Annotated in this window: 23 protein-coding genes and 1 pseudogene; 4 read left to right on the plus strand and 20 right to left on the minus strand. The window is 72.5% G+C overall.

Annotated elements, in window-relative coordinates; all coding sequences use genetic code 11:
* Position 1: 1 nt before the first annotated feature.
* The 10 genes and pseudogenes from mdcA to BLR04_RS14765 form a co-directional block, all read right to left on the minus strand.
* Positions 2-1,660, minus strand: coding sequence for a malonate decarboxylase subunit alpha (mdcA, locus tag BLR04_RS14725; protein WP_090764284.1), 1,659 nt, complete (start codon positions 1,658-1,660; stop codon positions 2-4).
* Between the two features lie 91 nt (positions 1,661-1,751).
* Positions 1,752-2,045: an SDR family NAD(P)-dependent oxidoreductase gene (locus BLR04_RS41300; protein ID WP_425413437.1), complete on the minus strand. Its 294-nt coding sequence runs from the start codon at positions 2,043-2,045 to the stop codon at positions 1,752-1,754.
* Between the two features lie 16 nt (positions 2,046-2,061).
* A pseudogene (locus BLR04_RS42740) lies at positions 2,062-2,529 on the minus strand (SDR family NAD(P)-dependent oxidoreductase); the annotation flags it as partial.
* A gap of 152 nt (positions 2,530-2,681) precedes the next feature.
* Complete coding sequence (locus BLR04_RS14735) at positions 2,682-3,332, minus strand: response regulator (RefSeq protein ID WP_090764287.1); 651 nt, start codon at positions 3,330-3,332, stop codon at positions 2,682-2,684.
* Positions 3,329-4,600 (minus strand): sensor histidine kinase, encoded by a 1,272-nt coding sequence (locus tag BLR04_RS42330; RefSeq protein WP_090764290.1) that lies wholly within the window; start codon positions 4,598-4,600, stop codon positions 3,329-3,331. The genes BLR04_RS14735 and BLR04_RS42330 overlap by 4 nt, the downstream gene beginning before the upstream one ends.
* Before the next feature lie 154 nt (positions 4,601-4,754).
* On the minus strand, positions 4,755-5,903 hold the full coding sequence (locus BLR04_RS14745; RefSeq protein ID WP_090764293.1) for an alpha/beta hydrolase family protein: 1,149 nt from the start codon (positions 5,901-5,903) through the stop codon (positions 4,755-4,757).
* Complete coding sequence (locus BLR04_RS14750) at positions 5,903-7,333, minus strand: S41 family peptidase (protein ID WP_090764295.1); 1,431 nt, start codon at positions 7,331-7,333, stop codon at positions 5,903-5,905. Before BLR04_RS14750 ends, BLR04_RS14745 begins: the two co-directional genes overlap by 1 nt.
* On the minus strand, positions 7,330-8,406 hold the full coding sequence (locus BLR04_RS14755; protein ID WP_090764297.1) for an ABC transporter permease: 1,077 nt from the start codon (positions 8,404-8,406) through the stop codon (positions 7,330-7,332). The genes BLR04_RS14750 and BLR04_RS14755 overlap by 4 nt, the downstream gene beginning before the upstream one ends.
* On the minus strand, positions 8,403-9,293 hold the full coding sequence (locus BLR04_RS14760; RefSeq protein WP_090764300.1) for an ABC transporter ATP-binding protein: 891 nt from the start codon (positions 9,291-9,293) through the stop codon (positions 8,403-8,405). Before BLR04_RS14760 ends, BLR04_RS14755 begins: the two co-directional genes overlap by 4 nt.
* Entirely contained in the window at positions 9,290-9,682 is a 393-nt protein-coding gene (locus BLR04_RS14765; protein WP_090764303.1) for a GntR family transcriptional regulator, read from the minus strand. The genes BLR04_RS14760 and BLR04_RS14765 overlap by 4 nt, the downstream gene beginning before the upstream one ends.
* 252 nt (positions 9,683-9,934) lie before the next feature.
* On the opposite strand from BLR04_RS14765, the gene BLR04_RS14770 reads away from it, so the two are divergent.
* Positions 9,935-13,375, plus strand: coding sequence for a phosphodiester glycosidase family protein (locus BLR04_RS14770; RefSeq protein ID WP_176903092.1), 3,441 nt, complete (start codon positions 9,935-9,937; stop codon positions 13,373-13,375).
* Positions 13,376-13,428: 53 nt separating this feature from the next.
* On the opposite strand, the gene BLR04_RS14775 is transcribed toward BLR04_RS14770, so the two are convergent.
* The 6 genes from BLR04_RS14775 to BLR04_RS14800 all read right to left on the minus strand — a co-directional run bounded on the left by BLR04_RS14775 (position 13,429) and on the right by BLR04_RS14800 (position 18,216).
* Entirely contained in the window at positions 13,429-14,781 is a 1,353-nt protein-coding gene (locus tag BLR04_RS14775) for a sensor histidine kinase (protein WP_090764310.1), read from the minus strand.
* Between the two features lie 324 nt (positions 14,782-15,105).
* A complete protein-coding gene (locus BLR04_RS14780; RefSeq protein WP_090764789.1) occupies positions 15,106-15,384 on the minus strand; it encodes a muconolactone Delta-isomerase family protein in 279 nt (92 codons plus the stop codon).
* Positions 15,385-15,398: 14 nt separating this feature from the next.
* Positions 15,399-16,106, minus strand: a complete 708-nt coding sequence (locus BLR04_RS14785) for an alpha/beta fold hydrolase (RefSeq protein ID WP_090764313.1) — start codon at positions 16,104-16,106, stop codon at positions 15,399-15,401.
* Positions 16,103-16,954 carry a class III extradiol dioxygenase subunit beta gene (locus BLR04_RS14790; protein ID WP_090764316.1) on the minus strand — a complete coding sequence of 284 codons (852 nt, stop codon included), beginning with the start codon at positions 16,952-16,954 and terminating at the stop codon, positions 16,103-16,105. Before BLR04_RS14790 ends, BLR04_RS14785 begins: the two co-directional genes overlap by 4 nt.
* A complete protein-coding gene (locus tag BLR04_RS14795; protein WP_090764318.1) occupies positions 16,947-17,291 on the minus strand; it encodes a protocatechuate 3,4-dioxygenase in 345 nt (114 codons plus the stop codon). Before BLR04_RS14795 ends, BLR04_RS14790 begins: the two co-directional genes overlap by 8 nt.
* Positions 17,292-17,319: 28 nt before the next feature.
* The gene (locus tag BLR04_RS14800) at positions 17,320-18,216 is read right to left on the minus strand and encodes a methylenetetrahydrofolate reductase (RefSeq protein WP_218128924.1); all 897 of its coding nucleotides are present in this window, start codon (positions 18,214-18,216) and stop codon (positions 17,320-17,322) included.
* Between the two features lie 286 nt (positions 18,217-18,502).
* Between BLR04_RS14800 and BLR04_RS14805 the strand changes: the two genes are divergently transcribed.
* The 3 genes from BLR04_RS14805 (at position 18,503) to ligM (ending at position 21,403) form a co-directional block, all read left to right on the plus strand.
* Positions 18,503-19,225: a PIG-L deacetylase family protein gene (locus BLR04_RS14805; RefSeq protein ID WP_090764320.1), complete on the plus strand. Its 723-nt coding sequence runs from the start codon at positions 18,503-18,505 to the stop codon at positions 19,223-19,225.
* Positions 19,222-19,917 carry a 4-carboxy-4-hydroxy-2-oxoadipate aldolase/oxaloacetate decarboxylase gene (locus BLR04_RS14810; RefSeq protein ID WP_090764323.1) on the plus strand — a complete coding sequence of 232 codons (696 nt, stop codon included), beginning with the start codon at positions 19,222-19,224 and terminating at the stop codon, positions 19,915-19,917. Before BLR04_RS14805 ends, BLR04_RS14810 begins: the two co-directional genes overlap by 4 nt.
* A gap of 85 nt (positions 19,918-20,002) precedes the next feature.
* On the plus strand, positions 20,003-21,403 hold the full coding sequence (gene ligM, locus BLR04_RS14815; protein WP_090764327.1) for a vanillate/3-O-methylgallate O-demethylase: 1,401 nt from the start codon (positions 20,003-20,005) through the stop codon (positions 21,401-21,403).
* Between the two features lie 33 nt (positions 21,404-21,436).
* Here ligM and BLR04_RS14820 read toward each other — a convergent pair whose 3' ends face one another.
* The 4 genes from BLR04_RS14820 to BLR04_RS14835 form a co-directional block, all read right to left on the minus strand.
* A complete protein-coding gene (locus BLR04_RS14820) occupies positions 21,437-22,903 on the minus strand; it encodes an aldehyde dehydrogenase family protein (protein WP_090764331.1) in 1,467 nt (488 codons plus the stop codon).
* Positions 22,904-23,114: 211 nt separating this feature from the next.
* Positions 23,115-23,834: a hypothetical protein gene (locus BLR04_RS42745; protein ID WP_090764334.1), complete on the minus strand. Its 720-nt coding sequence runs from the start codon at positions 23,832-23,834 to the stop codon at positions 23,115-23,117.
* 87 nt (positions 23,835-23,921) lie between these two features.
* Entirely contained in the window at positions 23,922-24,599 is a 678-nt protein-coding gene (locus BLR04_RS14830; RefSeq protein ID WP_218128925.1) for a response regulator, read from the minus strand.
* A 19-nt stretch (positions 24,600-24,618) separates the two neighbouring features.
* Positions 24,619-26,133, minus strand: a complete 1,515-nt coding sequence (locus BLR04_RS14835) for a sensor histidine kinase (RefSeq protein ID WP_176903093.1) — start codon at positions 26,131-26,133, stop codon at positions 24,619-24,621.
* Between the last annotated feature and the right edge of the window lie 132 nt (positions 26,134-26,265).

Genomic DNA, 26,265 nt, shown 5'->3' on the forward strand with positions numbered 1-26,265 from the left:
GTCACCACGTGCGGAAGCGGGCCGGTGGGTCGTACAGGCCGCCTGACCAGGCCACGAGGTCCTCGACGCTGCGGGCCGCCAGCAGGGACCGGGACGCGCGGCGGACGTCCACCTTGAGATCCTCAGGAAGGGCGACCAGGCCGTCGCGGCGCAGCGCGTCGACGCGGCGCTCGTCGATGCCGCGCCCGATCGGCGTCGCGCCCGCGATCGCCGCCACCGCCTCGCGCCGCTCCGCCAGGCTCGTGGCCCTGTAGAGGTAGGCCACCCCCTCCTCGGTCACGACGTGGCTGACGTCGTCGCCGTAGATCATGATCGGCGGGATGGGCATCTCCGCGTCCTTGCCCACCGTGATCGCGTCGAGCGTCTCCACGAACGCCGGCGTGCCGCCGGTGCGGAAGGTCTGCGTGATCTGCGCGACGAGCTTGCGTCCCCGCAGCGCGGGCGCCTCGCCGGTGAGCAGCCCCAGCCAGGCGGGGGAGGGGTGGCGGCGGCCGTGCGGGTCGTGCCCCATGTTGGGCGCCCCGCCGAAGCCGGTCAGCCGCCCCTCGGTGACGGTCGAGGAGTTCGCCGCCGCGTCGATCTGCAGCGACGACCCGATGAACAGGTCGACCGCGTACTGGCCGGCGAGCTGGCACAGCACCCGGTTCGAGCGCAGCGTGCCGTCGCGGCCGGTGAAGAACACGTCAGGACGGGCGGCGACGTACCGCTCCGTGCCCGGTTCGCCGCCGAAGCAGTGCACCGACTCCACCCAGCCGCTCTCGATGGCGGGGATGAGCGTCGGGTGCGGGTTGAGCGCCCAGTGCCGGCAGATCTTCCCGCGCAGGCCGAGCTCCTCGCCGTACGTGGGCAGCAGCAGCTCGATCGCCGCGGTGTCGTACCCGATGCCGTGGTTGAGGCTGGTCACCTGGTGCCGTTCGTAGATGCCGCGCAGGGCGATCATGGCCATGAGGATCTCCACCTGGCCGATGTGCCGCGGGTCGCGGGTGAACAGCGGCTCCAGGGCGAACGGGCGCGGGCTGCGCACGACCAGGTCCACCCAGTCGCCCGGGATGTCCACGCGGGGCAGCTCGTCCACGAGCTCGTTCACCTGCACCACGGTGACGCCGTCGGAGAACGCCGTCGCCTCGGCGATCGTCGGCGTGTCCTCGGTGCTCGGGCCGGTGTACAGGTTGCCGTCGCGGTCGGCCTGCTCGGCGCAGAGCAGCGCGACGTCCGGGATGAGGTCGACGAACATCCGCGCGTACAGCTCGACGTACGTGTGGATCGCCCCGACCTCGACCTTGCCGTCGGCCAGCAGCTGCGCCATGCGGACGCTCTGCGGCCCTGCGTAGGCGAAGTCGAGGCGGCGGGCCACGCCCCGCTCGAACAGGTCGAGGTGGTCCCGCAGGCTGATCGAGGAGATCAGCAGGTGCAGGTCGTGCACGGCGTCCGGGTCGCAGCCGGCCAGCGCCTCGGCCAGGAAGTCGGCCTGTTTCTGGTTGTCGCCCTCCAGCGCCACCCGGTCGCCCGGCCGCAGCAGCGCCTGCAGCGCGTCCCGCATGTGGTCGGCGTCCACCAGCCGGCCGGACACGAACGGCTGGACGGCCGCCAGCCGTTCACGCTTGGCGGCGCGCCGCCGGGTCCAGTCGCGGGTGGTCGTGGGAACGTGCGTGGCTGCCATGGTCGGCCCCCGTTCGCGCAGGCTACCGTCAAGTGCCTCGAATGCCGCACCCCTAACTCAAAGCCTGACAAAAAGGACACGGCGGGCGTCCTCACCTGGAGGGGAAACCGTCGGGCAGGCCTGGCGGGCGCACCAGGGCGGTGTCGGTGGTCCCCGGCGCGATCGCGTTGAGCCGGATGCCCTGGGGGCCGTAGTCCAGGGCCGCCGCGTCCACGATCCCTTTGATCGCCTGCTTGCTCGCGGTGTAGGCGCCGCCCTGCGGACGCCGCGACCCGGACGCCGTGCAGATGATCACGCCGCGCCCGGCTTCCAGCATGTACGGCACCTCGTACCTGATCGCGAGATAGACCCCGCGCACGTTGGTGTTCTGCACGTCCTCCCACACGTCGAGGGGGCATCTCGTGCAGCGGCGCCGTACGGCTGATCCCGGCGTTGTTGAAGGCCACGTCCAGCGCCCCGAACCTGGTGACGGTGTCGTCGACGAACCGCTTCAGCTGGGTGGCGTCGCGTACGTCGGCGCGCGTGTAGACGGCCGTGCCGCCGGCGGCGCGGATCTCGCTCTCGACCCGGCGGCCCTCCTCGACGCGACGGCCGCAGAAGCCGACCTTCACCCCTTCGGCCGCGAACGCCTTCGCCGCGGCCTCGCCGATCCCGGAGGTCGCGCCGGTGATGAGCACGACCTTGCCGGTGAAGCGCCCCCGCGGGGCCGCCGCCGGAGCGGGCCGCGTCGGAGGGGAGGTGAGATACGGCGGGACGGCCACCGCGCCGGCCAGGCTCGCCGCCCCGGCGGCCGCCGCGGCGAGCCCCAGCACCGCCCGCCGGCTGCGCCGCCCTGGCCGGCCGGATTCGTGCTCCGTGTCGTGTGTCATCGCTGTCGTCGTCCTTCCTCGCCGAGGGGCGGTTCCGCCCTCCACGAGCTTCGCCCGGGCCGCCTTCCGCCGGCCTCCGTCGGCGGGCCGCCGTACCGGCCTTCCTGGGCGGAGTCCGCTCCTGCTCCGGCAGGAGCCTTCTGGACGAACGGTCAGGGCGCGGCGATCCGGGTCCGTACGGCGAACACCGCCAGGCGGACGCGGTTGGGGCAGCCGGTCTTCGTCATGAGACCGGCGAGGTGCGTCTTCACCGTGGTCACCCCGAGGTGCAGGCGCTCGGCGATCTCGGCGTTGGACAGGCCCGCCCCGACCAGCGCCAGCACGTCGAGCTCGCGGTCGGTGAGCTTGGCCAGGTCGCGCTCGGCCGGGGTCGTGGCAGCGCGCGAACGCAGCGCGTCGGCGACGAGACGGCGCAGCACGTCCTGATTGTAGGTGTCCTCACCGGCCGCCGCCCGCCGCACGGCGTCGAGCAGCTCACCCGGTGAGGTGTCCTTGACGAGGAAGCCGCAGGCCCCCGCGGCCAGCGGCGGGTAGACGTGGTCGTCGTCGTCGAACGTGGTGAGGGCGATGACCCTCGTGCCAGGACGTGCCGCCGTGATCGCCCTGGTGGCGGTGATGCCGTCCATCAGCGGCATGCGCAGGTCCATGAGGACGACGTCGGGAACGAGCCGCTCGGCGAGCCTCACCGCCGTACGGCCGTCCCCGGCCTCGCCGACCACGGTCACGTCGCCGGCCGACTCGCACAGCATCCGCAGTCCGGCACGGACGAGTTGCAGGTCGTCGGCCAGCAGCACCCGGATCACGACGGCCGCTCCACGCCCGGTGGAGTACCCGCATCGGCGGCCGTCGCGGAGGCGGGCAGCGTCGCCGCCAGGCGCCAGCCCTCGCCGTGCCGTCCGGCGCGGAACTCGCCCTCCAGCAGTTCCACGCGCTCACGCAGGCCGGCCAGACCGTGGCCACCGCTCGGCGGAGGAGAACCGGCGGCGCCGTGCGAGCCGCCGTCGTCGGTGAGGTCCAGGCAGACCGCGCCGTCCGGCGTCACCAGGACGGACAGCCGTACGTGCGCGGCGGCTCCGGCGTGCTTGGCCACGTTGGTGATGCCCTCCTGGCTCAGCCGCAGCGCCGTCAGCGCTCGCATCGCGTCGAGGTGGTCGACCTCGGGGTCGAGGTCGGTCTCGACCGTGAGGCCGATCTGCCGGGCGCGTCCGGCCGCCGTCTCCAGCGCCGCGATCAGCCCTTCCGGTTCGACCAGGCCGATGCCGGGACCGTCCCGCACCGTCGCGGGGTCGCGCAGCACGGCCACCAGCCGCCGCAGGTCACCGAGTACGGCGGTGCCGCTCGCATGGACGTCGTTCAGTGTCTCGGTGACGCGCGGGTCGGTCGTGGGCAGCACGTGGAGCGCGACGCCGACGCGCAGGACCATCGACGCGACGTGATGGGCGACCAGGTCGTGGAGCTCCCGCGCGACCGTGACCCGCTCGGCGGCACGGGCGGCCAGCATGGCCGACTCACGCCCCAGCGACTCGGCCTTGGCCCTGCCCGCCTCCGCCTCCGCGCGCCGCGACTCGGCCTCCGCCCGTTTCCCGGCCTCCACGGCGAGCCGCCGGTGCGCGCCGATGTACCCGGCCAGCACCAGCGGTACGCCGACGACCACGGCCAGCCGGTACAGCAGCGCGAGCAGGTCCAGAGGACCTTGGCCGGTCAGATGCAGGACGTACCCGCAGGTCACCACCGCCGCCCCGATCGCCGTCCGCCACCCGGGGCGGCGTACGGCCAGCTCGAACAGGGCGAAGCCGGCGGCGATCTTCACCACGACCGCCGCGTCCCCGCCGGCGGACAGTCCGACGGACCCCACCAGCGCCGCGTGCCCGGACAGCGCCGCCATCGGGAAACGTCCGCCCAGCACGCCGAACGCCACCGCGGCCAGGACGAAGGCCCAGGTGATCGGGGGGTGGGGGAGACGCGGCGCCGCGAAGAGCACCAGGTAGCCGACGGCGAGGCCGAGCAGCGCCGCGGGCCGCACGAGCGCATCGTGCCTGCCGAACAGCCGCTCGCCTTCTCCCACCAGCATGGGCCCCACTCCAGGTCGGGCTAGGGGACGGACGGTGACGTCGCCGCGCTCGGGGCGGGCGCGCTCTCACGATGCCGGACACCGTCATCGTCGCCGCCCCGGCTCGATGCCGCCTCCTCCGAGTGGCCGGAGCGACGTCCGCGAGGAGGAGGCCTCATGACCGGCCGCACGTCCCGGGACAGAAGCCGGCCTCGGGGAAGCGCGAGGACGGTTCGTCCAGGACGGGTCGCCGTTGCGACTTCAGGTGCCGGTCGAGGAAGGCGGCCACGTACGTGCGGGTCAGTTCGGCGGCGCGCGCACCGGGGAGCACGCCGGGAAGCGGTTCGACGGCGAGGGCGGGCGCCAGCAGCGGGCCGTCGGTGAAGGACTGGTGGTCGGCGCCCGCCAACACGATCCAGCGTTTCCACCCGGTCAGCAGCCTCCAGTCGCGCTCCCAGGAGTTGTCGCGCCCGCCGGGGACGTGCTGCGGCGTGCCCAGGAACAGGAACGGCCGGGAGAACCCGCTCCTGGGGATGCGCGCGTAGGTGGTGCCGTCCATGTCGATCCCGGCGCGCACGCGGTCGTCCTCCAGCATGGCCGCCACGGCGGCGGCTCCACCCATCGACTGGCCCGCCATCGCGATGCGGGAGCGGTCGATCAGGCCGCCGCCCTCCCACGCCGACGGCAGCCGGTCGAGGACGAACGACACGTCCGCCGCCCTGACCTCGACCGCTCTCGCGCCGAAGCCAGGGTCGGTGTCGCTGTCGCAGGCGAGGCACCCGGCCACCCGTCCGTCGGACAGGGTCGTGGCGTGGCTCTCGTAGGTGTGGTCGATCCCGGCCACGACGTACCCCCGGCTGGCCAGGTCCTCGGCCAGGGACGTGAGCGTGCTCACGGGTTTGGTGAAGCCGGGGGAGAGCACCACCAGCGGAAGGTCGCGTCCCGCGACGGGGGCGTCGGCGACGGCGTTCGTGCGGGTTCTGCTCAGCGTGTCGGCGGGCACGCCCGTGACACGAAGGCCCTCCAGGAGGAGCTCCGACTCCTTCGGGGTCATGTACGCCGCGCGCTGCCCGCCGCGCTGCGCGGCCGGGTACCACAGGGTGACCTTGAGCTCCCTGGCGTCGACGTCGGGATCCCACGGATCGGGACGGGAGGCGTCGGTCAGGTGCAGGGTGGTGGTGCCGACCGGATGTGGGCCGGTGGGGGCGGGCAGGACGGCGACGGCCGGGGTGCTCGGCGGCTCTCCCTCGGACCGGGGAGGCGTGGGGGCGGAGCAGGCGGCCAGGACGACCAGCCCCGCGACGAGGGCCAGGATCTGTCTCATCAGCGAGGTCCGTTCAGTAAGGCCAGGGCCCTGGTCAGAGCGGGGTCGCGCCCCGCGGCGGCGTCCTGCGGGGTCGGGACGACGTGGTGGTCGGGCGGCACGCCGATCCGGTCGACCACCTCGCGGCCCGGCCCCAGGTGATGCCTGCTCGGGAAGCTCAGCACGGTGTTGTTGGCCAGCAAGTACGGCTGCGCCGCCCCGGAGATCGCACCGGCCGTCCTGGTGCCGACCAACCGGCCGGCGCGCAGGGCCTTGACCGCGGAGCCGAAGTGCTCGCACGCCGAGGCGCAGCCGTGGTCGACGAGCACGACCAGCGGCAGGTGGAGCAGCTCGACGGTGTCGTCGGTCCTGGACGCCGCGCACGCGCCGTCCACGGTGCACTGGTAGGCGGTGACCTCGCCGTGGACGAACGCGCTCAGCAGCCTGATCGCCTCGGCGGGGCTGCCGCCGCCGTTGCCACGCAGGTCCAGCACGACGCCGGACAGGGTCCGGCCGTTGCGCAGGCCGGTGACGGCCCTGAGCACCCGGTTCGCGGAGTCGGGTGCGAAGCCGGTCATCCGGACGTAGGCGACGTCGTCGTCCAGCAGTTCCGATCTCACCACCTGCAGGTCGGCCCACTCCCGCCGGTAGAGACCGGGTTCGAGCGGCACGGTCCAGCGGCGGCCGGTGGCAGGCCGATGCAGCCGCAGCTCGACCGGGCGCGCCTCCGGATAGCGCGGGTACAGGGCGGCGATCGCGGCGGTGGCCGTGCCGCCGACGAACGGCGTCGACCCGTTGACCGCCTCGATGACGTCGCCCGGCTTCACCCCGGCGGCCTGCGCCGCGCCGCCCTCGACGGCCGTGACGAACAGCGGGGCGGGGACGACCCGGGGGGAGCTGCCGTCCACCTGCGAGCGGGTGACGTTCAGCTGGAGGCCCAGACCGTAGCCGTCACCGTCGTAGTAGTCGATCGGCCGCTCGTCGCCGTGAATCCACCTGGCGTGGTTGTCACCGAGGCTCGCCACGACGGCCTCCAGGGTGACGACGGCCAGCTTGTCGCGCAGGTCGGGCACCTGGTCGGTGATCTTCCGGTAGGCGGTCTCGAAGGCGGTCCAGTCGGCTTCCCGGTCGCCGGTCAGCATGGGCATGGTGGCCTCGGGCACCTCGCGCCCGTTGCGGTTGATCTCCTGTGTCAGGGCGAGGAATCCGGCGGTGAGCAGCGATCGGGCGTCGAGGGTGGCGCCGCTGTAGTAGTTGCCGAGGATGCAGAAGTACGCCTGCTCGATGACGTCGACCGTGGTGGCCCTCTCGGCCTCGGGAGGACCCTGGGGCCCGGCGCAGGCCGTGCCCGCCGCAGTCGTGCCCGCCTGGCTGCGCGGCGGCGTCGGTGCGGTGCAGGCCGCCGCCAGGAGCAGGATGAGTGCGGCGGCCGCGGCTCTGACGACGCTCATGACAGGCGTCTCCGTAGCCACCGGAAGGAGAACCAGGTGAGGCCGAGGGTGAGCAGGGCGTAGATCCCGGTCTCGATCCACTGCAGGGGCCAGAAGCGTTCGAGGGGCTGGTAGGTCGCCTGCTGCCGGTAACCGAGCCGGTTGATCTCGACGACGCACACATTGGCGTTCGGCGGTCCTGTGGCCGGTGCGCAGGGTCCCGACGTCGTGGAGACCGGGATGGCCCGCGCGATGGTCGCCGACGGCCCCGACGATCGCTCGGTGCCGGCGATCGTCCGTCCGGACGGATCGAGCAGTTCGCTGGTCAGGACCCAGGCGCCCGGGTGGCCGGGAACGGCCGAGGTCCGCAGGAACACCTCCACAGGCCCACCTCCCCGAGGCAGATGGAACGCGTCCACGTTCTCCCGGTTGAGCTGGAAGGTCCCGGTGACCGGGGGCATGAGGTGGGGCCGGACCAGCAGCGGCATGGCGATCTGCACCGCGGCGAAGACGGCCAGGGTGAGGACCATCGCCGGCAGCGTGCGGCGCACCAGGATGCCCACGGTCACGCCCAGGACGAACGCGAAGGCCGCGTACCCGATGGGGGCGATGCCGCGCGCGCTGAACACCAGGGGAGACATCTGGGCCAGCTCGGGAATGGCTGACCTGTCCAGGGGGCCGGACCACCAGGTCACCACGAGGCCGCAGACGCCGGCGGCGGCCGTGGCCATGAGGCCGATGATCGCGAGCTTGACCGCGAGCCAGCGGCGGCGGGTGACGCTCTGGTTCCACACCAGCAGGTGGGTGCCCGCCTCCAGCTCGCGGGTGACCAACGGCGCGCCCCAGAAGAGCCCGACCAGCGCCGGCAGGATCAGCACGACGAGGGTGAGGGCGAGGAAGGCGAGCTGGTGGTCGTCGAAGAAGCGGTCGAAGAACTCGTGGCAGGTGCCGTCGTTGACGCAGCCGGCGATCCCGGCGGCGTAGCGGTCGGCCAGGCCAGGGCCGGTCAGGGCCAGCACCGCCGTGAGGACGACGAGGGCGGCGGCCGTCATCGCGGCCGAGCCGCGGAACTGGCGCCAGGTCAGCCAGGTCATCGCCGCACCTCCAGGACGTCACGCCGGGGCTGCTCGGGGCGCCGGTCCATGTGGGCGAGGACGAGGTCCTCCAGGCTCAGCGCGGTGACCGTCCAGGCGGGGTCGTGGATCGGGGCGTCGGTGCGGATCACGTACGTGCTCTGCCGCTCGGTGTGGCGGGCGGAGACCACGTGCTGGTCTGCGGGGAGCCGGTCGGGATCGCGGCGCGGGCCGGTGAGGCGGTGGTGGGAGGCGAGCAACCGGTCGAGCTCGCCGGCGATCCGTACGCGGGAGTCGACGAGCACGATCAGGTAGTCGCAGACCCGTTCCAGGTCGGAGACGAGGTGGGAGGAGAGCAGCACGCTCAGCCGGTGCTCGGCGGTGGCCTCCATGAGCGCCTGCAGGAACTCGCGGCGGGCGAGCGGGTCGAGCGAGGCGACTGGTTCGTCCAGGATCAGCAGTTCGGGCCGCTTGGCCAGGCCCAGGGTGAGGGCGAGCTGGGCGCGCTGTCCGCCCGACAGCTTGCCCACGCGCTGTGTGGGGACGAGGCCGACCTGCGCGATCCGTTCGCGCGCGAGGGCGGCGTCCCAGCGGGGGTTGAGCCGTGCCCCTAACCGCAGATGCTCGGCGACGGTCAGCCCCGCGTAGAGGGGGGTGTCCTGGGCGACGAACCCGACCCTGGCGAGCTGCGCGGGAGTGCTCCCCGGCCGTCCGCCGAGCACGGTGACGTCGCCCGTGGTCGGTTCGAGCTGGCCGCAGGCCAGTTTCAGCAGGGTGGTCTTGCCGGCTCCGTTCGGCCCGACCAGGCCGACGACGTGGCCGGCCGGGATGTCGATGGTGCAGTCGCGCAACGCCCAGTGTCTGCCGAACTTCTTGCCGAGGCTCCGGGCTTCCAGGACAGCGGTCACGCTATGTCCTCCTGTGCGGCGGTCCGAAAGGTGGTCATGAACAGGGCCTCGATGCTCTCGTCGTCTAGACCGGCCCGGCGGGCCTTGGCCAGCCAGCGCCGCAGCTCCAGGCGCAGTGGCCCGTGCGCGGCCAGGGAGGTGTGGGTGAGCGTCGCCGTCACGAACGTCCCCACCCCCGGCCGGGCGGCGACCAGGCCCTCGTGCTCGAGCTCCCGGTAGGCCTTGAGGACGGTGTTGGCGTTGATCGCCAGGTGCGCCACGACCTCCTTGATGGTCGGCAGCTGGTCGCCCTCGCGCAGCACGCCGAGCCGGAGCGCGTGCCGTACCTGCTGGACCAGCTGCTGGTACGGCGAGAGACCGGACCGGGCATCCAGGTGGAACTCGATCACGACAACTCCATTTATCTAGCTTCATAGGACAATAGATTTTTACATGTATGTCGGAGATAAAAAAGGCAGCCGGCTCGGGTGATCTTCCGTCAGGGTTCATCGGGTGATCGCGAAGGCGTCACCGGCGCGTCGGGAACGATCTCTTGAATCATGTGTCGCCCATGATCGACCTGGGCGCACACGGGGGGATCGCCTCCGTGTCTCCTTTGACCTGAGGTACCGATGAAAGTGATGGTCCTGAACCATCGGCACATGACGCCCATGGTGGCGGCGCTCGCGACCGCCGCCACGCTGGCGGTCTCACCCGCCGCCGCGTACGCGGACAGCCCATCCGCGCCGGTCACCGGCGGGATCCCCCTGATCAACACGACCGAGCGGATCGGTCCGGGAATCTCCCTGCAGCACGTCAAGGCGCTCGACCAGAAGGGCTGGTACGACGCCAACTTCCTGACCGTCGACCTGTCCGACCGCGCCGTGAGCACGGACCTGCTGACCGCGGGACCGGTCGCCTTCGGCGGCCCGCTCAGCGAGGCCGCCAACAAGGCCGGCGCCGTCGCGGGCGTCAACGGCGAGTTCTTCGACATCGGCAACTCCAACGCGGCGCTCGGCGGCGAGGTGCAGAACGGGCAGCTGGTCAAGTCCCCCGACATCAGCGGCCGCCAGCACGTCGGCGTCGGCAGCGACGGCATCGCCAAACTCGTGGACCTCACGCTCGACGCCAGTGCGAACTTCGCGGGCGCCGACCACAAGGTCCTGTCGATCAACGCGGCGAACGGCGGCGGCGTCCCGGAGGACGGCCTGATCGCGTTCACCTCCGCGTGGGGCGACTACAGCCGCAACCGCGGCATGACGAACGTGCCCGCCGACCAGATCGCCGAGGTCCTGGTCCAGAACGGCGCCGTCGTGTCGGTCACCCAGAACGGCCCCGCCGGCTCCGGCGCGATCCCGGCCGACGGGTTCGTGCTCGTCGGCCGCGGCGCCGCCGCCACCGCCCTGCGCGCGCTCCAGCCCGGCGACCCGGTCGCCCTCCGCTACGAGCTCGCCGACGCCGTCGCCAGGACGATGAAGTTCGCGCTCGGCCACGGCGGCACCGTCGTCACCGGCGGCAAGGTCGTCCCCGGTCTCGACACCTCGATCGCCCCGCGCACCGCGCTCGGCTTCAAGGACGGCGGCCGCACGCTCGTCCTCGCCACCTGGGACGGCCCGGGCGGCACCGGCAAGGGCGGCGTCGGCATCGACAGGGAGGCCCGCGACCTCGTCGCCCTGGGCGTGGAGACCGCGGTCAACCTCGACGGCGGCGGCTCGACCACGATGGTCGCCCGCGCGCTCGGCGAGTCCGTGACGACCGTCCGCAACGTCCCGTCGGACGGGCACGAGCGCAACGACCCGAACGGCGTCGGCGTGTTCGTCTCCAAGGGCGACGGCAAGCTGCACGAGCTCCTCGTCAAGCCCGCGCCGGGCGCCGCGGCGGCCGACGGCGGCGTGAAGGTCTTCCCCGGCCTGCGCCGCGAGTTCGTCGTGCAGGGCCTCGACGACCACCAGACCCCGGTGGCCGTCGACCCGAAGTCGGTGCGCTGGTCGGCGCAAGGCGCCTCCGTCAAGGACGGCACGCTCACCGCGAAGTCGAACCCGCGTGACGAGATCAAGGTCGACGTGAAGTCGGGCCACGAGAAGGCGAGGACCACGGTCACCGTCCTCGGCCCCCTCGACAGCGTCGAGCTGTCGTCCCAGCGCCTGTCGATCGCCGACGCCACGCCGCAGAACGCGGTCTCCGTCTCTGTGACCGGCCGCGACGCCGAGGGCTACACCGCGCCGATCGACCCGCGCGACCTCACGCTCGACTACGACCACGGCGTCGTCGACATCCAGCCCGTGGACGGCCGGCTGCGGATCACGCCGCTCACCGCCGCCGCGACCATCCTCACGGTGTCGGTCGCCGGCACGTCGGTGCAGCTGCCGATCACGGTCGGCGTGCAGACCACGACGGTCTACGACTTCGACGACGACGTGCTCGCCCACTGGCGCAACAACAGCACCGCTGCCACCACGTTCTCCGCCGACCCCGACGGGCTGCGGATCGACTTCGGCGCGATGCGCAACGTGGGCGTCGTGGCGGCGTCCGCGGCCCAGCGCATCGCGGTGCCCGGCCAGCCGCTGCGGGTGCGGATGCGGCTCAAGTCGAGCATCGGCGTGCCGGACGGCCTGACCTACCTGGCCTTCTACGACGGCAACGGCAAGAGCTCAGGCGTCTACGGCAGCGCCCTGACCCCGAGCGACGACTGGCAGTACGCCACGTTCCCCCTGCCGGCGAACACCGTGTTCCCGATCTCCGTCTCCGGTTTCCAGGGCATCAACACGAGCACCGCCCAGCAGAAGGCCGGCACGTTCGTCCTGGACCGGATCGAGGCCGACGTCCCGACGGCGATCGACCTGCCCGCCCAGCCCGACCTGCGGCCCGACCCGCTCATCTCCGACGACGCCGCCCTGATCGACGGCCACGACACCTGGCGCTTCGCCACGCTGTCGGACGTGCAGTTCACCGCGGACAACCCGGCGCTGACCCAGGTCGCGACGGCCGCCATCAAGCGGATCCGCACGACGAAGCCGGACCTGATCGTCCTCAACGGCGACGTCACCGACCGCGGCCTGCCGCAGGACCTCGCGCTCGCCCGCCAGGTGCTCACCGACGCCGGGTGCGACCTCGTGCCCGTCGGCGAGGAGCCGTCGAAGAACAGCACGCCGGACCCGAAGGCCACGTCGATCCCGTGCTACTACGTGCCGGGCAACCACGAGTCGTACGGTCTGAACAACACCCAGTCCGACCTGACGAACTTCGTGGGCGAGTTCGGACAGCCGTACCGGACGTTCGACCACAAGGGCACCCGGTTCATCCTGCTCGCCAGCTCCCTCGGGTCGCTGCGCGCGACGTCGTGGGACCAGTTCGCGATGCTGCAGCAGGCGCTCGCCGACGCCAAGAAGGACAAGTCGGTGCACAACGTGCTGGTGTTCGCCCACCACCCGGTGGACGACCCCGCCGAGGCCAAGTCCAGCCAGCTCGGTGACCGCGACGAGGTCAAGCTGATCGAGAACCTGCTGACGGACTTCCGCGACTCCACGGGCAAGGGCGCCGCGATGTTCGGCTCGCACGCCCAGATCGCGAACGTCCACCGCGTCGAGGGCGTCCCGTACATGGTGCTGCCGTCCTCCGGCAAGGACCCGTACGGCACCCCCGACCGCGGCGGCTTCACCGGCTGGGTCGACTGGGCCGTCGACCCGCGCCAGGACGCCGACGAGCAGTGGATCGAGGCCGAGGTGCGCGCCTTCGCGCAGTCCGCCACGATCGACGCGCCCGACTCGCTCAAGGTGGGCGAGACGGCGCAGGTGTCCGGCAGCATCGTGCAGCCGCAGGGCGTCGAGGCGGGCACCCGGGTGGTGCCGCTGCGGTACCCGATGTCGGTCGACTGGAGCGGCTCGTCCGACCTGGCCATCGGCAGCGGCGACAAGGCCGCCGACAAGGCCCGCGCCAAGGGCAAGGTCGCGATCTTCGACCCGCGGACCCGTACGCTCACCGCGCTCAACCGCGGCACGGTGACCCTGACGGTGACGAACGAGTCGATGCGCGCCTACACCGACGACAGCTCGCTCGCGCCGATCACCACGTCGAGGACCATCGAGGTCCTGCGCAAGAAGTAGCCCGATCAGGCCGAGGGCGAGCACACACGTGCTCGCCCTCGGTGCTGTCCGGCTCAGGCCGGCACCTGGCGGTCGGCGGTGGGCAGACGCAGGACGAAGCGGGCGCCCCGGTCGCTGTCCTCGATGGTGAGGGTGCCGCCGTGCACCATGGCGATCTCCCGCGCGATGGCCAGCCCCAGCCCGGTGCCGTTCGCGTCGCGGGCGTACCCGGCGTCCAGCCGGGTGAAGCGGTCGAAGACCGCCTTCCTGTCCTCGGTCGCGATGCCGGCGCCGTCGTCGACGACCTCCACGACCGCCGCGGACGGGTCGCGCCGGACGCTGACGGAGATCTGCGAGGTCGCGTGCCGCTCGGCGTTGTCGAGCAGGTTGCCGAGCAGGCGGGCGATGCGCAGCCGGTCGCAGTCGATGACGACGCTCTCCGGCAGGTCCTTGACGATCTTCTTGCGGTGTTCCCGGTGGTCCAGCTCGGTGGCGACCAGCCGGCGCAGGTCGGTGGGGTCGCTGTGCAGGGAGGTGCGCGCGTCCAGCTGGGCCAGGGAGAGCAGGTCGGTCACGAGCCGGTGCAGCCGCTCCACCGAGGACAGGACGGCCTCGGCCGTCCTCGGCCAGTCGGCGTCCTCCGGGTGCAGGAGGGCCTCCTCCAGCCGGGTCCGCATGGCGGTGACGGGAGTGCGCAGGTCGTGGGAGGCGTCGGCGGTGAAGCGCCGTTGCCGCGCGTACGCCTCCTCCAGGCGGTCGAGGGTGTCGTTCACGGTCTCCGCCAGGTACCTGATCTCCTCGTACTTCGCCGGGACGGGGACGCGGCGGCCGAGGTCGGTGGCGGTGATCTCGGCGAGTTCGGCCCGGATGGCGTTCACCGGGCTGATGGCCCTGGTGAGGTCGCGGTACGTCCACCCGGTCAGGATCGCGATGATCAGCACGGACACGCCGACGGCCAGCAGGAGCGAGGCGGTCTGGCCGTACCAGGGGATCGTCGGCACCGCGATGTAGAGCACCCAGGGCCCCTGCGGCTGGAACACGCGGTAGGAGAAGACGGTCATGCAGCCGTGCATCCCGGGCGGCGGGCACAGCACCCGTGCGGTGGTCACCTGCGTGTCGGGAGCGCGGAAGGAGGCGATCGGCGGCGCGCCGGCGAGGTTGCGGGTGGCCGCGACCACGTGGCCGCGGTCGTCCACGACCTGGATGCCCGAGACCTCACCGCTGTCCAGGATCTCCGGCAGCGGGCCCTGCCGGATGAGGGGGACGACCCGGTTCCACGCGTCGGTGACCTGGTTCTGGGCGGTGTCGGCCTGCTTGTAGCCGGCGAAGATCAGGAACATGACGCTGACGACCGTGCACAGCAGCGTCGCGACGCCTCCGGTCGCCACCGTCCTGCGGCACCGGAACGACTGCCAGGACCACCCCATGTCACTGACCCCGCGCCGGGCGACCTCCAGTGTCCGGGCCCGTACAGTGAGGCGCCGGCGACCGGCCGGCGTCGCGTGGTGGCAAACCGCGTGTCATGGAGTTCCGGCGTAGTCCCATATTCAGCCTTATATGCACTTTAAGTACTTTTAATCCTGTTTGCCGGAAATTAGTGGGCTCGTTATCGCGAGGTCACCGGCCCGGCCGCCTACGGCATCGGGCTTCCGTGCGCAGGAGTCCGGGCCGGCGTGCGCGGTATCACATCGGCGGGACCCCGAACACGCACAGGCCAGGACCCCGCACGGGGTCCTGGCCTGTACCGGGTGTTACCGCTGTTCCTGCGGGTGGGTGGCGAGGGGCTCGACGGAGACGTCCATCCACTTCCACATCGGCAGCGAGGTCAGCGCCTCGTGCAGCGCGGTCGGGTCGTCGGCCTCGTAGAGCCCGATGGTGGCGTTGCGCCCCGGCACCCGCCACAGCCGCTTCAGCACACCCGCCTCCCGCAACTCCATGGCCCGTTCCCGCTCGGCCTTGCGCAGCTGGTCGCGGACATCGTCCGGCACGTCGGCCGGCATCAGGTTCTCCGTACGCACCAGGAACTCCATCAGCATTTCCCCTTTCACGACCCGTTGACGGCGAGCAGCAGTTCGGCGAGCTCCTTCGGCGCGGTCACCATGGCCTCGTGGCCCGTGGCGAGGTGGTGCACCGGCCAGCCGCGCGCCGCGGCCCGCTCGGCGTGCGGCCGGAACACCCGCATCCAGTCCGTGCACTCCACGTACGCCGCCGGCACCTGCCCGGAGCCGTCCCGCAGCCGCAACGGCTCGGTGTAGGTGAGCCACGGGTGCGGCGTCAGGCGCGGCGAGAGCCACTCCAGGTCCGCCTCCTCCGTCACGCCGAGCACCGCCAGCGACCGTACGGGGATCAGCCAGCCGAAACCGGGACCGGCGACCGACTCCCGGTAGTGCCCGGCCACCGTCTCGGGCAGCAGGTCGATCGCCGCCTCCCCGTCGTCGCCCACGAACGCGTCGAGGTAGACGCGCCTGGCCAGCCGGTCCGGGACGCGGTCGGCGACGCCCGTGACGACCTGCCCGGCGTAGCTGTGCCCGACCAGCGTGACGTCGTGCAGGTCGTGCGCCTCGATCAGCGCCACCACGTCCTGGACGTGGGTGGACAGCCCCACCGAGGGATGCAGCAGGTGGGCGCGGTCGCTGACGCCGGTAAGCGTCGGCGCGTGCACCTCGTGGCCGGCCCGCAGCAGCGACGGGACCACCCGCCGCCACACCCAGCCGCCGTGCCAGGCGCCGTGCACCAGGACGAACGTGCTCATGACCCTCCAAGATCCTCGAACAGCGCGAGCGCCGCGGCCGTGTTGGACGCGGGCACGTGGTAGGTGTCGTGGACGCGCGCGATCCTGTCGCTCAGCGCGCCGCGCATGACGAGCCACATGATGAGCTCCATACCCTCGGTGCCGGCCTCGCGGATGTAGTCCTCGCGGGTGAGCGCGGCCAGCTTCTCCGGCTCCGACTCGATCGACTGGAGGAACATGCGGTCGAACGCGGAGTTGATGAGCCCGGCCCGCGCGCCGGCGAGCTGGTGCGACATGCCGCCGGTGCCGAACACCGCGACCTTCATGTCCCGCGGGAACGACCGGATCGCCGCCCCGAGCGCCCTGCCCAGCGCGTAGCAGCGGGCCGCCGTCGGCTGCGGGTACTGGATCACGTTCACCAGCACCGGCACCACCGCGCACGGCCACGACTCACCCGGGTCAGGGCAGTACACCGACAGCGGCACGGTCAGCCCGTGGTCGACGTCGAGCCGGTGGAAGGTGGCGAGGTCGAACCCGGCGTCCACGAGCTCGCCCACGAGGTGCGCGCTCAGCTCGGGGGAGCCGGTGACGTGCGGCACCGGCCGGCGGCCCCACCCCTCGTCGGCCACCTCGTAGGACGCGGCGGTGCCGATCCCGAAGGTGGGCACCAGGTCCAGGCCGACGGCGTTCGCGTGGTCGTTGTAGATGATCACGGCCACGTCGGGCGTGCGCTCGGCCATCCACGCGCGCGCGGGCCCGTAGCCGTCGAACAGCGGTTTCCAGTACGGGTCGGCGGTCTTGCCGTGGTCCATGGCGGCGCCGATGGACGGCACGTGCGACGTCGCCAGACCCCAGATGATCTCAGCCAAACCTCCGCCCTCCCGCGCGCAGGGCCGCGGTGAACTCCTCGGCCGACATGCCGGTGAACACGCCACCGAGATGCTGCATCGACTTGCCGTCCAGCACCGCGAGCTTGAACGTGTAGAAGATCGACGCGCCGAGGTCCAGCATCCCGGTCCAGTCGCGGTCGAGGATCGCCCGCTTCTGCTCCGGCGACAGGCCGTGGGCGTCGCAGTAGGCGGCCTCGTCCGCGGTGAAGCGGCGCCGGTTGTCCGGGTCGGTCAACGACGCGCACAGGCGGTTGATCGCATAGCCCCGCCGGGTCGCCGTCAGGTCGTTCAGGTAGTTGTCCCGGGCCTCGGTCATGGTCGCCGGCCCTTCGGATGGTGGGCAGTCACGCGGTCTCCTCCCGCTCGCTTCCGTCCTGCGCGTCCTGTGTGGCGAGCGCGGCGAGGAGCCGCCGGCGCCACCGTTCCGTCCCGCTCAGCTCACCGAAGGTGAAGACGTGCAGCCCGCGGACGTTGCCGCCGGTCCGCCGCGCGGCGACGCCCAGCCGCCGGGCCAGCGCGGTCGGGTCGTAGCCGCCCGGGACCAGCAGCCGCCACAGCAGGCTCTGCTGCTTGCGCAGGAACCGAGCCGACTGCCCCAGCCCGATGCCCGCCGTGACGCGGACGAGCTTCTGCCTGTTCACCGGGCCTGGAATGCCGGCGTGGACGGGCAGGCCGACCCCCGCCGCGGCGAGCCCGGCGGCCCAGCCCGCGGTGACGCCGGCGTCGAAGCAGATCTGGGTGATGACGTGCGTAGCCAGCGGCGCCTTCTGCTTCAGCGCCAGGCCGAGCGCCTGCTTCGTGACGGACGGATGCCCTTCCGGATACCCGGCGATCCCCACCTGATCGAACGGGTGCCGGGCGTCCTCCATGGCGCGCAGCAGCGCGTACGCGTCGGCGAACCGGCCGGCCGGCCGTGGGGCGTCGCCGCCGATCACGAACACCGACCGCACCCCCGCCTCGCGCAGGCGGGCGACGACGTCGCCGACGTGCGCCTGGTCCAGGAACTGGCGCGCGGGCAGGTGCGGGGCGACGGCGTAGCCGTGCCCCGCCAGCCGCCCGGCGAGGTCCAGCGTCGGGTCGAGACCTCTCGCCTCGGTCACCGTGACGGTCAGCGGGACGGTGACCGGCACGTGCTCCAGCACGTCCTGCTCGGTGCGGCGCAGCGGCACCACCTCATAGCTGATCCGGCGCAGCAGCTCCGCCAGGGAGGAGGTGGGGGACCTCCAGGCTTCCTGCCTCACAGCAGACCAGTAGAGCAAAGGCCCCCGGAGGTGTCGTCGGGCATTGCGCCGGAGCCGAGTGCGACAAATGACCGAGACGCGGGCGGCCGTCCGGCACTTCCGGCAGGCACGTCCCGGCGGGTAGACGCCCCGGACGTGGCCGCCGCCGACGCCCAGGACGTGCCGGAACGGCGAAGGCCGCTGGGCCGAATGACGTAGACCGGACCGGTCTTCGGGCCCTGACCCCGGAGGCGTCGGGGCTCCTACCGTCCTAGGTGGCGGCCGAGCACTGCGAAGGAGATGCCGGATGGGTTCGTTGCTGGTGGTCAGTGCCCACGCCGGGGACTTCGTGTGGCGGGCGGCGGGCGCGATCGCGCTCGCGACCTCCCGCGGCGACCGCGCCAAGGTGCTGTGCCTGACGTACGGCGAGCGCGGCGAGTCGGCGAAGGCCTGGCGCGAGGGCCGGACGCTGGAGGAGATCAAGGAGCTGCGGCGGGTGGAGGCGTCCGCGGCGGCCGAAGTCCTGGGCGCGGAGATCGAGTTCCTCGACGCGGGGGACTACCCGCTGCTGGAGACCCCGGAGCTGGTGGACCGGATCGCGCGCGTCTACCGCGAGGTCGAGCCCGCCGTGGTGCTGACGCACCCGACGGAGGACCCGTACAACCAGGATCACCCCGCGGCGGCCCGGATGGCGCTGCACGCGCGGGTGCTGGCGCAGGCGGCCGGGTACGACGCGCCGGGCGAGCCGCTCGGGGCGCCGCCGGTGTTCTTCTTCGAGCCGCACCAGCCCGAGCAGTGCGGCTTCCGGCCGGACGTGCTGCTCGACATCACCCCCGTGTTCGACGCCAAGCGCAAGGCGATGGAGTGCCTGCCGGCCCAGCAGCACATGTGGGAGTACTACACCGACCTGGCCAGGCGGCGCGGCGTGCAGCTCAGACGGAACGCGGGGCCGAACCTCGGCCTGCCGCACACCACCATGGGAGAGGCGTACATGCGGCTGTACCCCCAGGTCACCGGGACCCTGTCATGAGGAACGTGATCGTCACCGACCCGCCGCGCGCCGACCTCGACCGCGTCACCGAGCTGTCCCGGTACGGGGTCGCCACCGTCCACGAGGCGCTCGGCCGCGTCGGCTACCTCGGGCCGCGGCTGCGCCCCGTCCACCTGGGGTCACGGATCGGCGGCACCGCCGTCACCGTGCTGTGCTGGCCGGGCGACAACCTCATGATCCACGCCGCGGTCGAGCAGTGCCGGCCCGGGGACGTCCTCGTCGTCACCACCACATCCCCGTGCACGGACGGCCTGTTCGGCGAGTTGTTCGCCACCGCCCTGCGGCTGCGCGGGGTGCGCGGGCTCGTCACCTCGACCGGGGTGCGCGACGTCGCCGAGCTGCACGCGATGGGCTTTCCCGTCTGGTCGGCCGCCGTCAGCGCGCAGGGCACGGTCAAGGCGACGGCCGGCTCGGTCAACGTGCCGATCACCGTCGAGGGGCAGCTGATCAGGGCCGGTGACGCGATCCTGGCCGACGACGACGGCGTGATGGTGGTGCCCCGCGAGGACGTCGCCCACGCCGTCGGGGCAGCGCAGGCCCGCCTCGACAAGGAGGAGGCGACGCGGCGGGCGTTCCGCGACGGCGAGCTCGGGCTCGACCGCTACGGCCTGCGCGCCAAGCTCGCCGAACTCGGCGTCGAGTACGTGAGCGCCGACAAGGACGACCGCTGATCACCGAACCCCGTGGAGCCGTCCCGCTCCACGGGAACGAGCACGAGGCACCCCCGGCTGGTGCCGCACGAGAACGGGCTGAACGATGAGCGCGAAGAACCTCCAAGAAGTCCTCGACCACGCGGGCAACACCGTGGAACTGCTGCGGAACTCCCAGCTCGGGGCCTACATCTACCCGGTCGTCCCCTACGAGTTCACGAACTTCCGCCGCGAGGTGATCGCCTGGCGTGAGACGGCGGTGCTGTACGACCAGTCGCACCACATGGTGAACCTGTTCGTCTCCGGCCAGGACGCGCTGCGGCTGATCTCCGACACCGGCGTCAACAGCGTCGCGAACTTCCCGGTGGACTCGGCCAAGCAGTTCGTCCCCGTCTCGCCGGACGGCGGCGTCATCGGCGACGGCATCCTGTTCCGCGAGGCGGCCGAGGAGTTCGTCTTCGTCGGTCGCGCCCCCGTCGCCAACTGGCTCACCTTCCGCGCCGGCCAGGGGTACGACGTCGAGCTCCGGCTCGACCCGCGCTCGCCGTCACGTCCGTACGGCAAGGCGGTGACCCGCGACCTGTGGCGCTTCCAGATCCAGGGCCCCCGCGCGTGGGACATCATCGAGAAGGTCAACGGCGGTCCGGTGGAGCAGCTGCGGTTCTTCCGCATGGCGCACATGAACGTCGCCGGCGAGCGCGTCCGCACGCTGCGCCACGGCATGGCCGGCGCGCCGGGCCTGGAGCTGTGGGGTCCGTACGAGACCTACGACAAGGTGCGTGACGCCATCCTGGAGGCGGGCCGGGAGTTCGGGCTCGAACCCTGTGGTGCGCGCGCGTACTCCTGCAACACCCTCGAATCGGGCTGGATCCCCTCGCCGCTGCCGGCCGTCTACACCGGCGAGGAGCTGCGGCCGTACCGTGAGTGGCTCGGCGCCGACAGCTACGAGGCGACGAACGCGCTCGCCGGCAGCTTCGTCTCCGGCAGGATCGAGGACTACTACGTCACCCCGTGGGACCTCGGCTACGGCTCGTTCGTCAAGTTCGACCACGACTTCGTCGGCCGCGACGCGCTCGCCGCCCTCGACCCGCAGACGCAGCGGCGCAAGGTCACCCTGGCCTGGAACGCCGAGGACGTGGCGCGGCTGCTGGCTTCGCCCGTCGACCTCGACGGCCCTACCTACCAGTTCTTCGACCTGCCGAACGCCAACTACGGGTCGTCCAACTACGACTCCGTGGTGGACGCCGACGGCAGGCTCGTCGGCCTGTCGATGTTCACCGGCTACAGCGCCAACGAGCGCACGGTGCTGTCGCTCGCGACGATCGCCCCTGACGTCCCGCTCGGGGCCGAGGTCCGGGTCATCTGGGGCGAGCCGGACGGCGGCAGCAGCAAGCCGACCGTGCAACCGCACGAGCAGTTCGCGGTGCGCGCCGTCGTGAGCCCAGCGCCGTACTCGGCGATGGCCAGGGAGAGCTACAGGCCCGGCTGGCGCACCGCCGCCTTCTGAGCGGTGAAGGGCCGGCCCGGCCGGCCCTTCACCTCACGCGGGCGGGGCGGTCACCACGTGCGGCTCGGTGTAGGCGAGCAGCCCGTCAGGACCCATCTCGCGGCCCACGCCGCTCTGCCGGAACCCGCCGAACGGCGCCCGGTCGTCGCAGGCGGACGCGTTGGCCTGGTTGATCCACGTCGTCCCGGTACGCAGCCGCGCGGCCACGGCCGAGGCACGGTCGAGGTCCGGCGACCAGACCGAGGAGCACAACCCCGACCACTCGCCGTTCAGCCGGTCGACCAGGCCGTCCAGGTCGTCGTAGGGCAGGATCGGCAGGGCGGGGCCGAACTGCTCCTCCGTGACCACCCGCAGGTCCTCGGCCGGATCGAGGACGAGCGCCGGACGCAGGTAGTGGCCGCCCGCGGCGACGGCGTCCTCGTCCACGCTGCCGTGCTCGCGGATCTCCGCGCCCTTCGCCCGCGCCTGCTCCACCATCTCCCGGACGAGGTCGCGCTGCCGCGCGGTGTTCAGCGGCCCCATCGTGGTCGACGAGTCGAGGCCGCCGCCCACGCGCTGCCCGTCGAGAGCGGCGCCCAGGGCCTCGACCAGCTCCGCGTACCGGGAACGCGGGACGTAGACCCGCTTGACCGCCATGCACACCTGGCCGGTGGTCATGAAGGCGGCCGCGGCGAGGGCCCCCGCCATCTGCTCGTCCAGCCGGACGTCGTCGAGCAGGACCGCCGGGTCGTTGCCGCCCAGCTCCAGCGTGACCTTGGCCAGCGACTGCGCCGCCAGGCCCATGACGGCCCGGCCGCCCGCGGTGCTGCCGGTGAACACCACGTGCGCCACCCGGGGGTCGGTGAGCAGCGGCCGCACGGCGTCGTTGGCGCCGGTGACGACGTTCAGCACCCCGGGCGGCAGCGCCTCCGCCATCACCCGCAGGGTCTCCACCATCGCGAGTGGCGCGGTGGGCGGCGGCTTCACCACCACCGTGTTGCCGGCGATGAGCGCGTACGGCAGGCTCGCCCCGAGGATCGCGAGCGGCCAGTTGAACGGCACGATGATGGTGACCACCCCCGCCGGCACGCGGTGAATCCGCGTGGCGAAGGGCGGGCCCGCGAGCGTGGTCACCGGCGGGAAGCCCTCGACGAGCGTCGCGGCCACCCGCGAGCGGCCCTCGAAGACGGCCACGTCGATCTGCGACTCGTGCAGGGTCTTGCCGTTCTCCCTGGTGAGCAGCTCGGCGCGGGCGGCGGCCGACGCGGCGAGCGGGTCGAACGCCGCGAGCAGCAGGTCGGCCCGCTCGGCCGCGGATCGCGCGGCCCAGCCGGGGAAGGCCCCTTGCGCGGCGGCGACGGCGCGTTCGCAGTCGTCAGGGGTGGCCGCCGCCGTCCAGCCCACGACGGTGTCCGGACGGCTGGGGTCGTGGATCGGGATCCTGTCGTCGGTGGTGACGCTCTCGCCGTTGACGACGAGACCTGTCACGAGCTCGCCGGCGGACGTCGATTCTGCGGTCATAGGGTTCGCGGCACGGACAGGAGGGGTGTCCGGGTCGCTCCCTCCCTTCGGTCGCGTGGTGCCGGCAAGGGACGGAACTCCGCCGTGCGAGCTGCCGGCTGGGCGTGTTGCCAGGACGCTATAGCGCCCCGCCGGGCGCGTCGTCGCGATAATGCCGCACGGCCGACCGCGACAAATGACGTACCTCGCCGCTGCGGGCTCAGCCCGGTGGTCACGAGCGCGGGTGCGGTGGGTCGCCGTCCTGTCGCCGTTCCGCGATGAGCAGTGCCGCCGCCTGGTCCACCGCCTTCCACGGAGCCGGGTCGCTCTGGTAGCCGGTGTGACTGCCGACGCGGGGGACGGGCTCGCCGTACCGGAACCGGCTTGTGGGAGGGTCGAGGCGACGGAGCAGGTCCTCATTGAAGTACGCGGGGAAGCCCCAGTTGTAGAGCTTGCGTACCGGAGAACCGTAGGTCACGAGCGCCACCCGGTCGCCGGAGCTGCGCTGGGGTGGCTGCGCGAGAGCTGCCACCGCCAGGACGGATCCCTGGCTGTGGGCGGTCAGCACGACCCGGCCGCCGTTGTCGTGCAGCCACCAGATCCGGCGCTGAAGCTCCGGCACCGCCCGCTCGGCGTACGACGGTGGCGCGAACGGGTGATAGGAGCGCGGCCAGAACGTGCCGACGTCCCACAGAACGCCGATCACCTTACGACGTTCCGGGTCGGCCCAGCCGGTTCGCAGCAGCAGTATGAGGACGAGTGGAAGCGAGGCGGCGACGGTCGCTTTCTTGCGGTGGGCCGCTTGATCACTCTTCTCCGGGATGACGGCCTTGAGGTGTCGGCGCAGATAGGCACGGTTGGGGCGGGAGGAGTACGCCTTGTCGGCGGCCACCGCGTGCGGACGGGTGCGCGGGCGGCCGACGGGCAGGCGGACCTTGATGCGCTCCAGCACCGCGCGAAACTGCGGGCAGCGCCCCGCCGTGCGCGTCCTCGCGAGAGTGCCGCACGGTGGACCGCGACACATGGCGGGCGTCGCGGCTCAGCCCGGCGGGACGAGCCCCTCGCGGATCGCCAGCAGCGCGGCCTGCGTCCTGGACGACAGCTGCAGCTTGGCCAGCACGTTGCTGACGTGGGTGCGGGCCGTGCGCTCGCTGATGGTCAGCTGCGCCGCGATGTCCCGGTTCGACTTGCCCTCGGCGATGAGGATGAGGATCTCCCGCTCCCGCGCCGTCAGCGAGGTGAGCCCGACGGGCGGGGCCGTCATCCGCCGGGTCAGCTGGCGGGCGACGGTCGGGTTCAGGTGCATCCCGCCCGTCACCGCCGCGCGGACGGCCATGGCGACCTCGTCGGGGTCGGCGTCCTTGAGCAGGTAGCCCGCCGCGTCGGCGGCGAGGGCGCCGTGCACCCGCTCGACCTCGCCGAAGCTGGTCAGTACCACCACCTTGACGTCGGGGTGCGTCCTGGTGATCGTCTCGGTGGCCGCGATGCCGCCCATGCCGGGCATCTGCAGGTCCATCAGGACGACGTGCGGTAACGGCTGACCGAGCGTGCGCCACTCGTTCAGCAGCGCGATGGCCTGCTCGCCGCTCGCGGCCTCCCCGACCATCTCGAAGGACGGCACCGTGGCGATGTAGGCCAGCAGGCCGCGCCGGACGATCGCGTGGTCGTCGACCACCAGGATGCGGATGATGTCCGGCATGGTCGCGCCGCTGCCCATGGAGATCCCTTTCCGTTGATCACGCCGACGGTAGCGTGACCGTGACCGTCCAGCCGCCGCTCGGACGTGGGCCCGCGGCCAGCCGACCGCCCCAGCGCTCGGCGCGCTCGCGCATCGACACGAGCCCGAGCCTGATCTGCGAGGCCGCCGCCGGGCCTGGCGGCGCGCCGGGCCCGCACCCGTCGTCGGAGACCTCGAGGAGCAGCCCGCCCGCCGCCGACCTGGCGAGGCGGATCTCCGCCGAGGTCGCGCGGGCGTGCTTCACCACGTTGTGCAGCGCCTCCCGCACGATGCGGTAGACGTCCTCCTGCAGGTCGATGCCGGTGTCGGGGGCGAGGTCGCACGAGATGCGCACCCGTACGGCGATGCCGGTGCGCGTCTCGACGCTCGCCGCGTGCGCGCGGACCGCGTCGAGCAGCGAGCGCGCGCCGAGGTCGAGCGGGCGCAGCTCGAACACGAGCCTGCGCAGGTCGGCCAGCGCGCTCTCGGACAGCTGGGCGATCTCCTCGGCGGCGCGGCAGACGGCGGCGGGGTCGGCGCCGGCGCGGTCGAGCTCGGCGCGCAGCGCCTTGGCCTGCATGCGCATGGAGAACAGCTGCTGCACCGCGGAGTCGTGCAGCTCGCGGGCCAGGCGGCGGCGTTCCTGCTCCTGCGCCTGCGAGCGGGTCTGCGACAGCAGGGACGCGGTGTCGATGGCGACCGCGGCGTGGTCGGCCATGGCCTCGAGGAAGGCCAGCGAGTTCGAGCAGGGGTCCTCGCCGGGGTAGTAGTAGGTGTTGATGACGCCGACGATCCGGTCACGCACGATCAGCGGCAGCGACACGAAGTCGTCCCAGTCGGGGCGGCCCATGATCTCGTGCAGCGGCTCCCAGCGCGGATCGGCCATGATGACGGGCTTGCGGTGCCGCACCACGACCGGCCGCCTCGTCCTGATCGCCTCCAGGAACATCACGAGGGCGCCGCGACCGCGGCAGTCGCCCAGGCGCTCGATGAAGTCGGGGGCCTCGCCGAAGCCGGCCATCCCGAGCACCCGCAGGTCGTCCGCCGGGTCGTCCACGGCCAGGATCTGCACGGCCGCGATGTTCGCGGTCAGCACGATCTCGTGGGCGACCGCGTCGAGGGTGGCGTGCAGCGAGCACGATCCGGCCACCCGCGACGCCGCCCGGGTGATCGCGGCCAGCCGCTCCTGCTGGCGTCGCGCCTCCGTCACGTCGCTGAACCAGACGGCGAACCCTCCGTCGTCCACCGGCCGGATGCGGTACTCGAGGTCGCAGCGGCGTCCGTCAGGGGCCGACCAGGCGACGGTGCGGCGCGCGGCAGGGCCGTCCGGCTCGGGGCCGGGCGCGAACGGGGCCGCACGCCCGATCAGGTCGGCGGCCGGGAGGCCGAGCACCTGCGTGGCCGCCTCGTTGACCATGGCGAAGCGGCCCGTCGCGTCGAGCACGGCCAGGCCGTCGCCCGACACCTCCACGAGCGCCCTCAGGGTGTCCTCGGCGGGCGCACAACGCAGGGACGGGCCGGCTGTCGTCGTCAAGGCATGAGGCACACCGCCATCATCGCCCCGGCCGTCCGCCCCGGCCAACAGTTGCGGTCGAACCGGGGTGATCCGGGCGTTGACAGCGGCGCCCAACCTTGATCGTCTGGCGGGCGGGACCGGTACCGACCG

Origin of the sequence: Nonomuraea maritima (genome assembly GCF_900100395.1) — a bacterium.
Taxonomy (GTDB): domain Bacteria; phylum Actinomycetota; class Actinomycetes; order Streptosporangiales; family Streptosporangiaceae; genus Nonomuraea; species Nonomuraea maritima.

What these genes read in the sequence shown, in the direction of transcription:
- mdcA (WP_090764284.1), bottom strand. Translation starts at nt 1,660, where the DNA reads ATGGCAGCCACGCACGTTCCCACGACCACCCGCGACTGGACCCGGCGG.
- BLR04_RS42330 (WP_090764290.1), bottom strand. Translation starts at nt 4,600, where the DNA reads ATGCTGGTGGGAGAAGGCGAGCGGCTGTTCGGCAGGCACGATGCGCTC.
- BLR04_RS14745 (WP_090764293.1), bottom strand. Translation starts at nt 5,903, where the DNA reads ATGAGACAGATCCTGGCCCTCGTCGCGGGGCTGGTCGTCCTGGCCGCC.
- BLR04_RS14750 (WP_090764295.1), bottom strand. Translation starts at nt 7,333, where the DNA reads ATGAGCGTCGTCAGAGCCGCGGCCGCCGCACTCATCCTGCTCCTGGCG.
- BLR04_RS14755 (WP_090764297.1), bottom strand. Translation starts at nt 8,406, where the DNA reads ATGACCTGGCTGACCTGGCGCCAGTTCCGCGGCTCGGCCGCGATGACG.
- BLR04_RS14770 (WP_176903092.1), top strand. Translation starts at nt 9,935, where the DNA reads ATGACGCCCATGGTGGCGGCGCTCGCGACCGCCGCCACGCTGGCGGTC.
- BLR04_RS14775 (WP_090764310.1), bottom strand. Translation starts at nt 14,781, where the DNA reads ATGGGGTGGTCCTGGCAGTCGTTCCGGTGCCGCAGGACGGTGGCGACC.
- BLR04_RS14780 (WP_090764789.1), bottom strand. Translation starts at nt 15,384, where the DNA reads ATGGAGTTCCTGGTGCGTACGGAGAACCTGATGCCGGCCGACGTGCCG.
- BLR04_RS14785 (WP_090764313.1), bottom strand. Translation starts at nt 16,106, where the DNA reads ATGAGCACGTTCGTCCTGGTGCACGGCGCCTGGCACGGCGGCTGGGTG.
- BLR04_RS14795 (WP_090764318.1), bottom strand. Translation starts at nt 17,291, where the DNA reads ATGACCGAGGCCCGGGACAACTACCTGAACGACCTGACGGCGACCCGG.
- BLR04_RS14805 (WP_090764320.1), top strand. Translation starts at nt 18,503, where the DNA reads ATGGGTTCGTTGCTGGTGGTCAGTGCCCACGCCGGGGACTTCGTGTGG.
- BLR04_RS14810 (WP_090764323.1), top strand. Translation starts at nt 19,222, where the DNA reads ATGAGGAACGTGATCGTCACCGACCCGCCGCGCGCCGACCTCGACCGC.
- ligM (WP_090764327.1), top strand. Translation starts at nt 20,003, where the DNA reads ATGAGCGCGAAGAACCTCCAAGAAGTCCTCGACCACGCGGGCAACACC.
- BLR04_RS14820 (WP_090764331.1), bottom strand. Translation starts at nt 22,903, where the DNA reads ATGACCGCAGAATCGACGTCCGCCGGCGAGCTCGTGACAGGTCTCGTC.
- BLR04_RS14830 (WP_218128925.1), bottom strand. Translation starts at nt 24,599, where the DNA reads ATGGGCAGCGGCGCGACCATGCCGGACATCATCCGCATCCTGGTGGTC.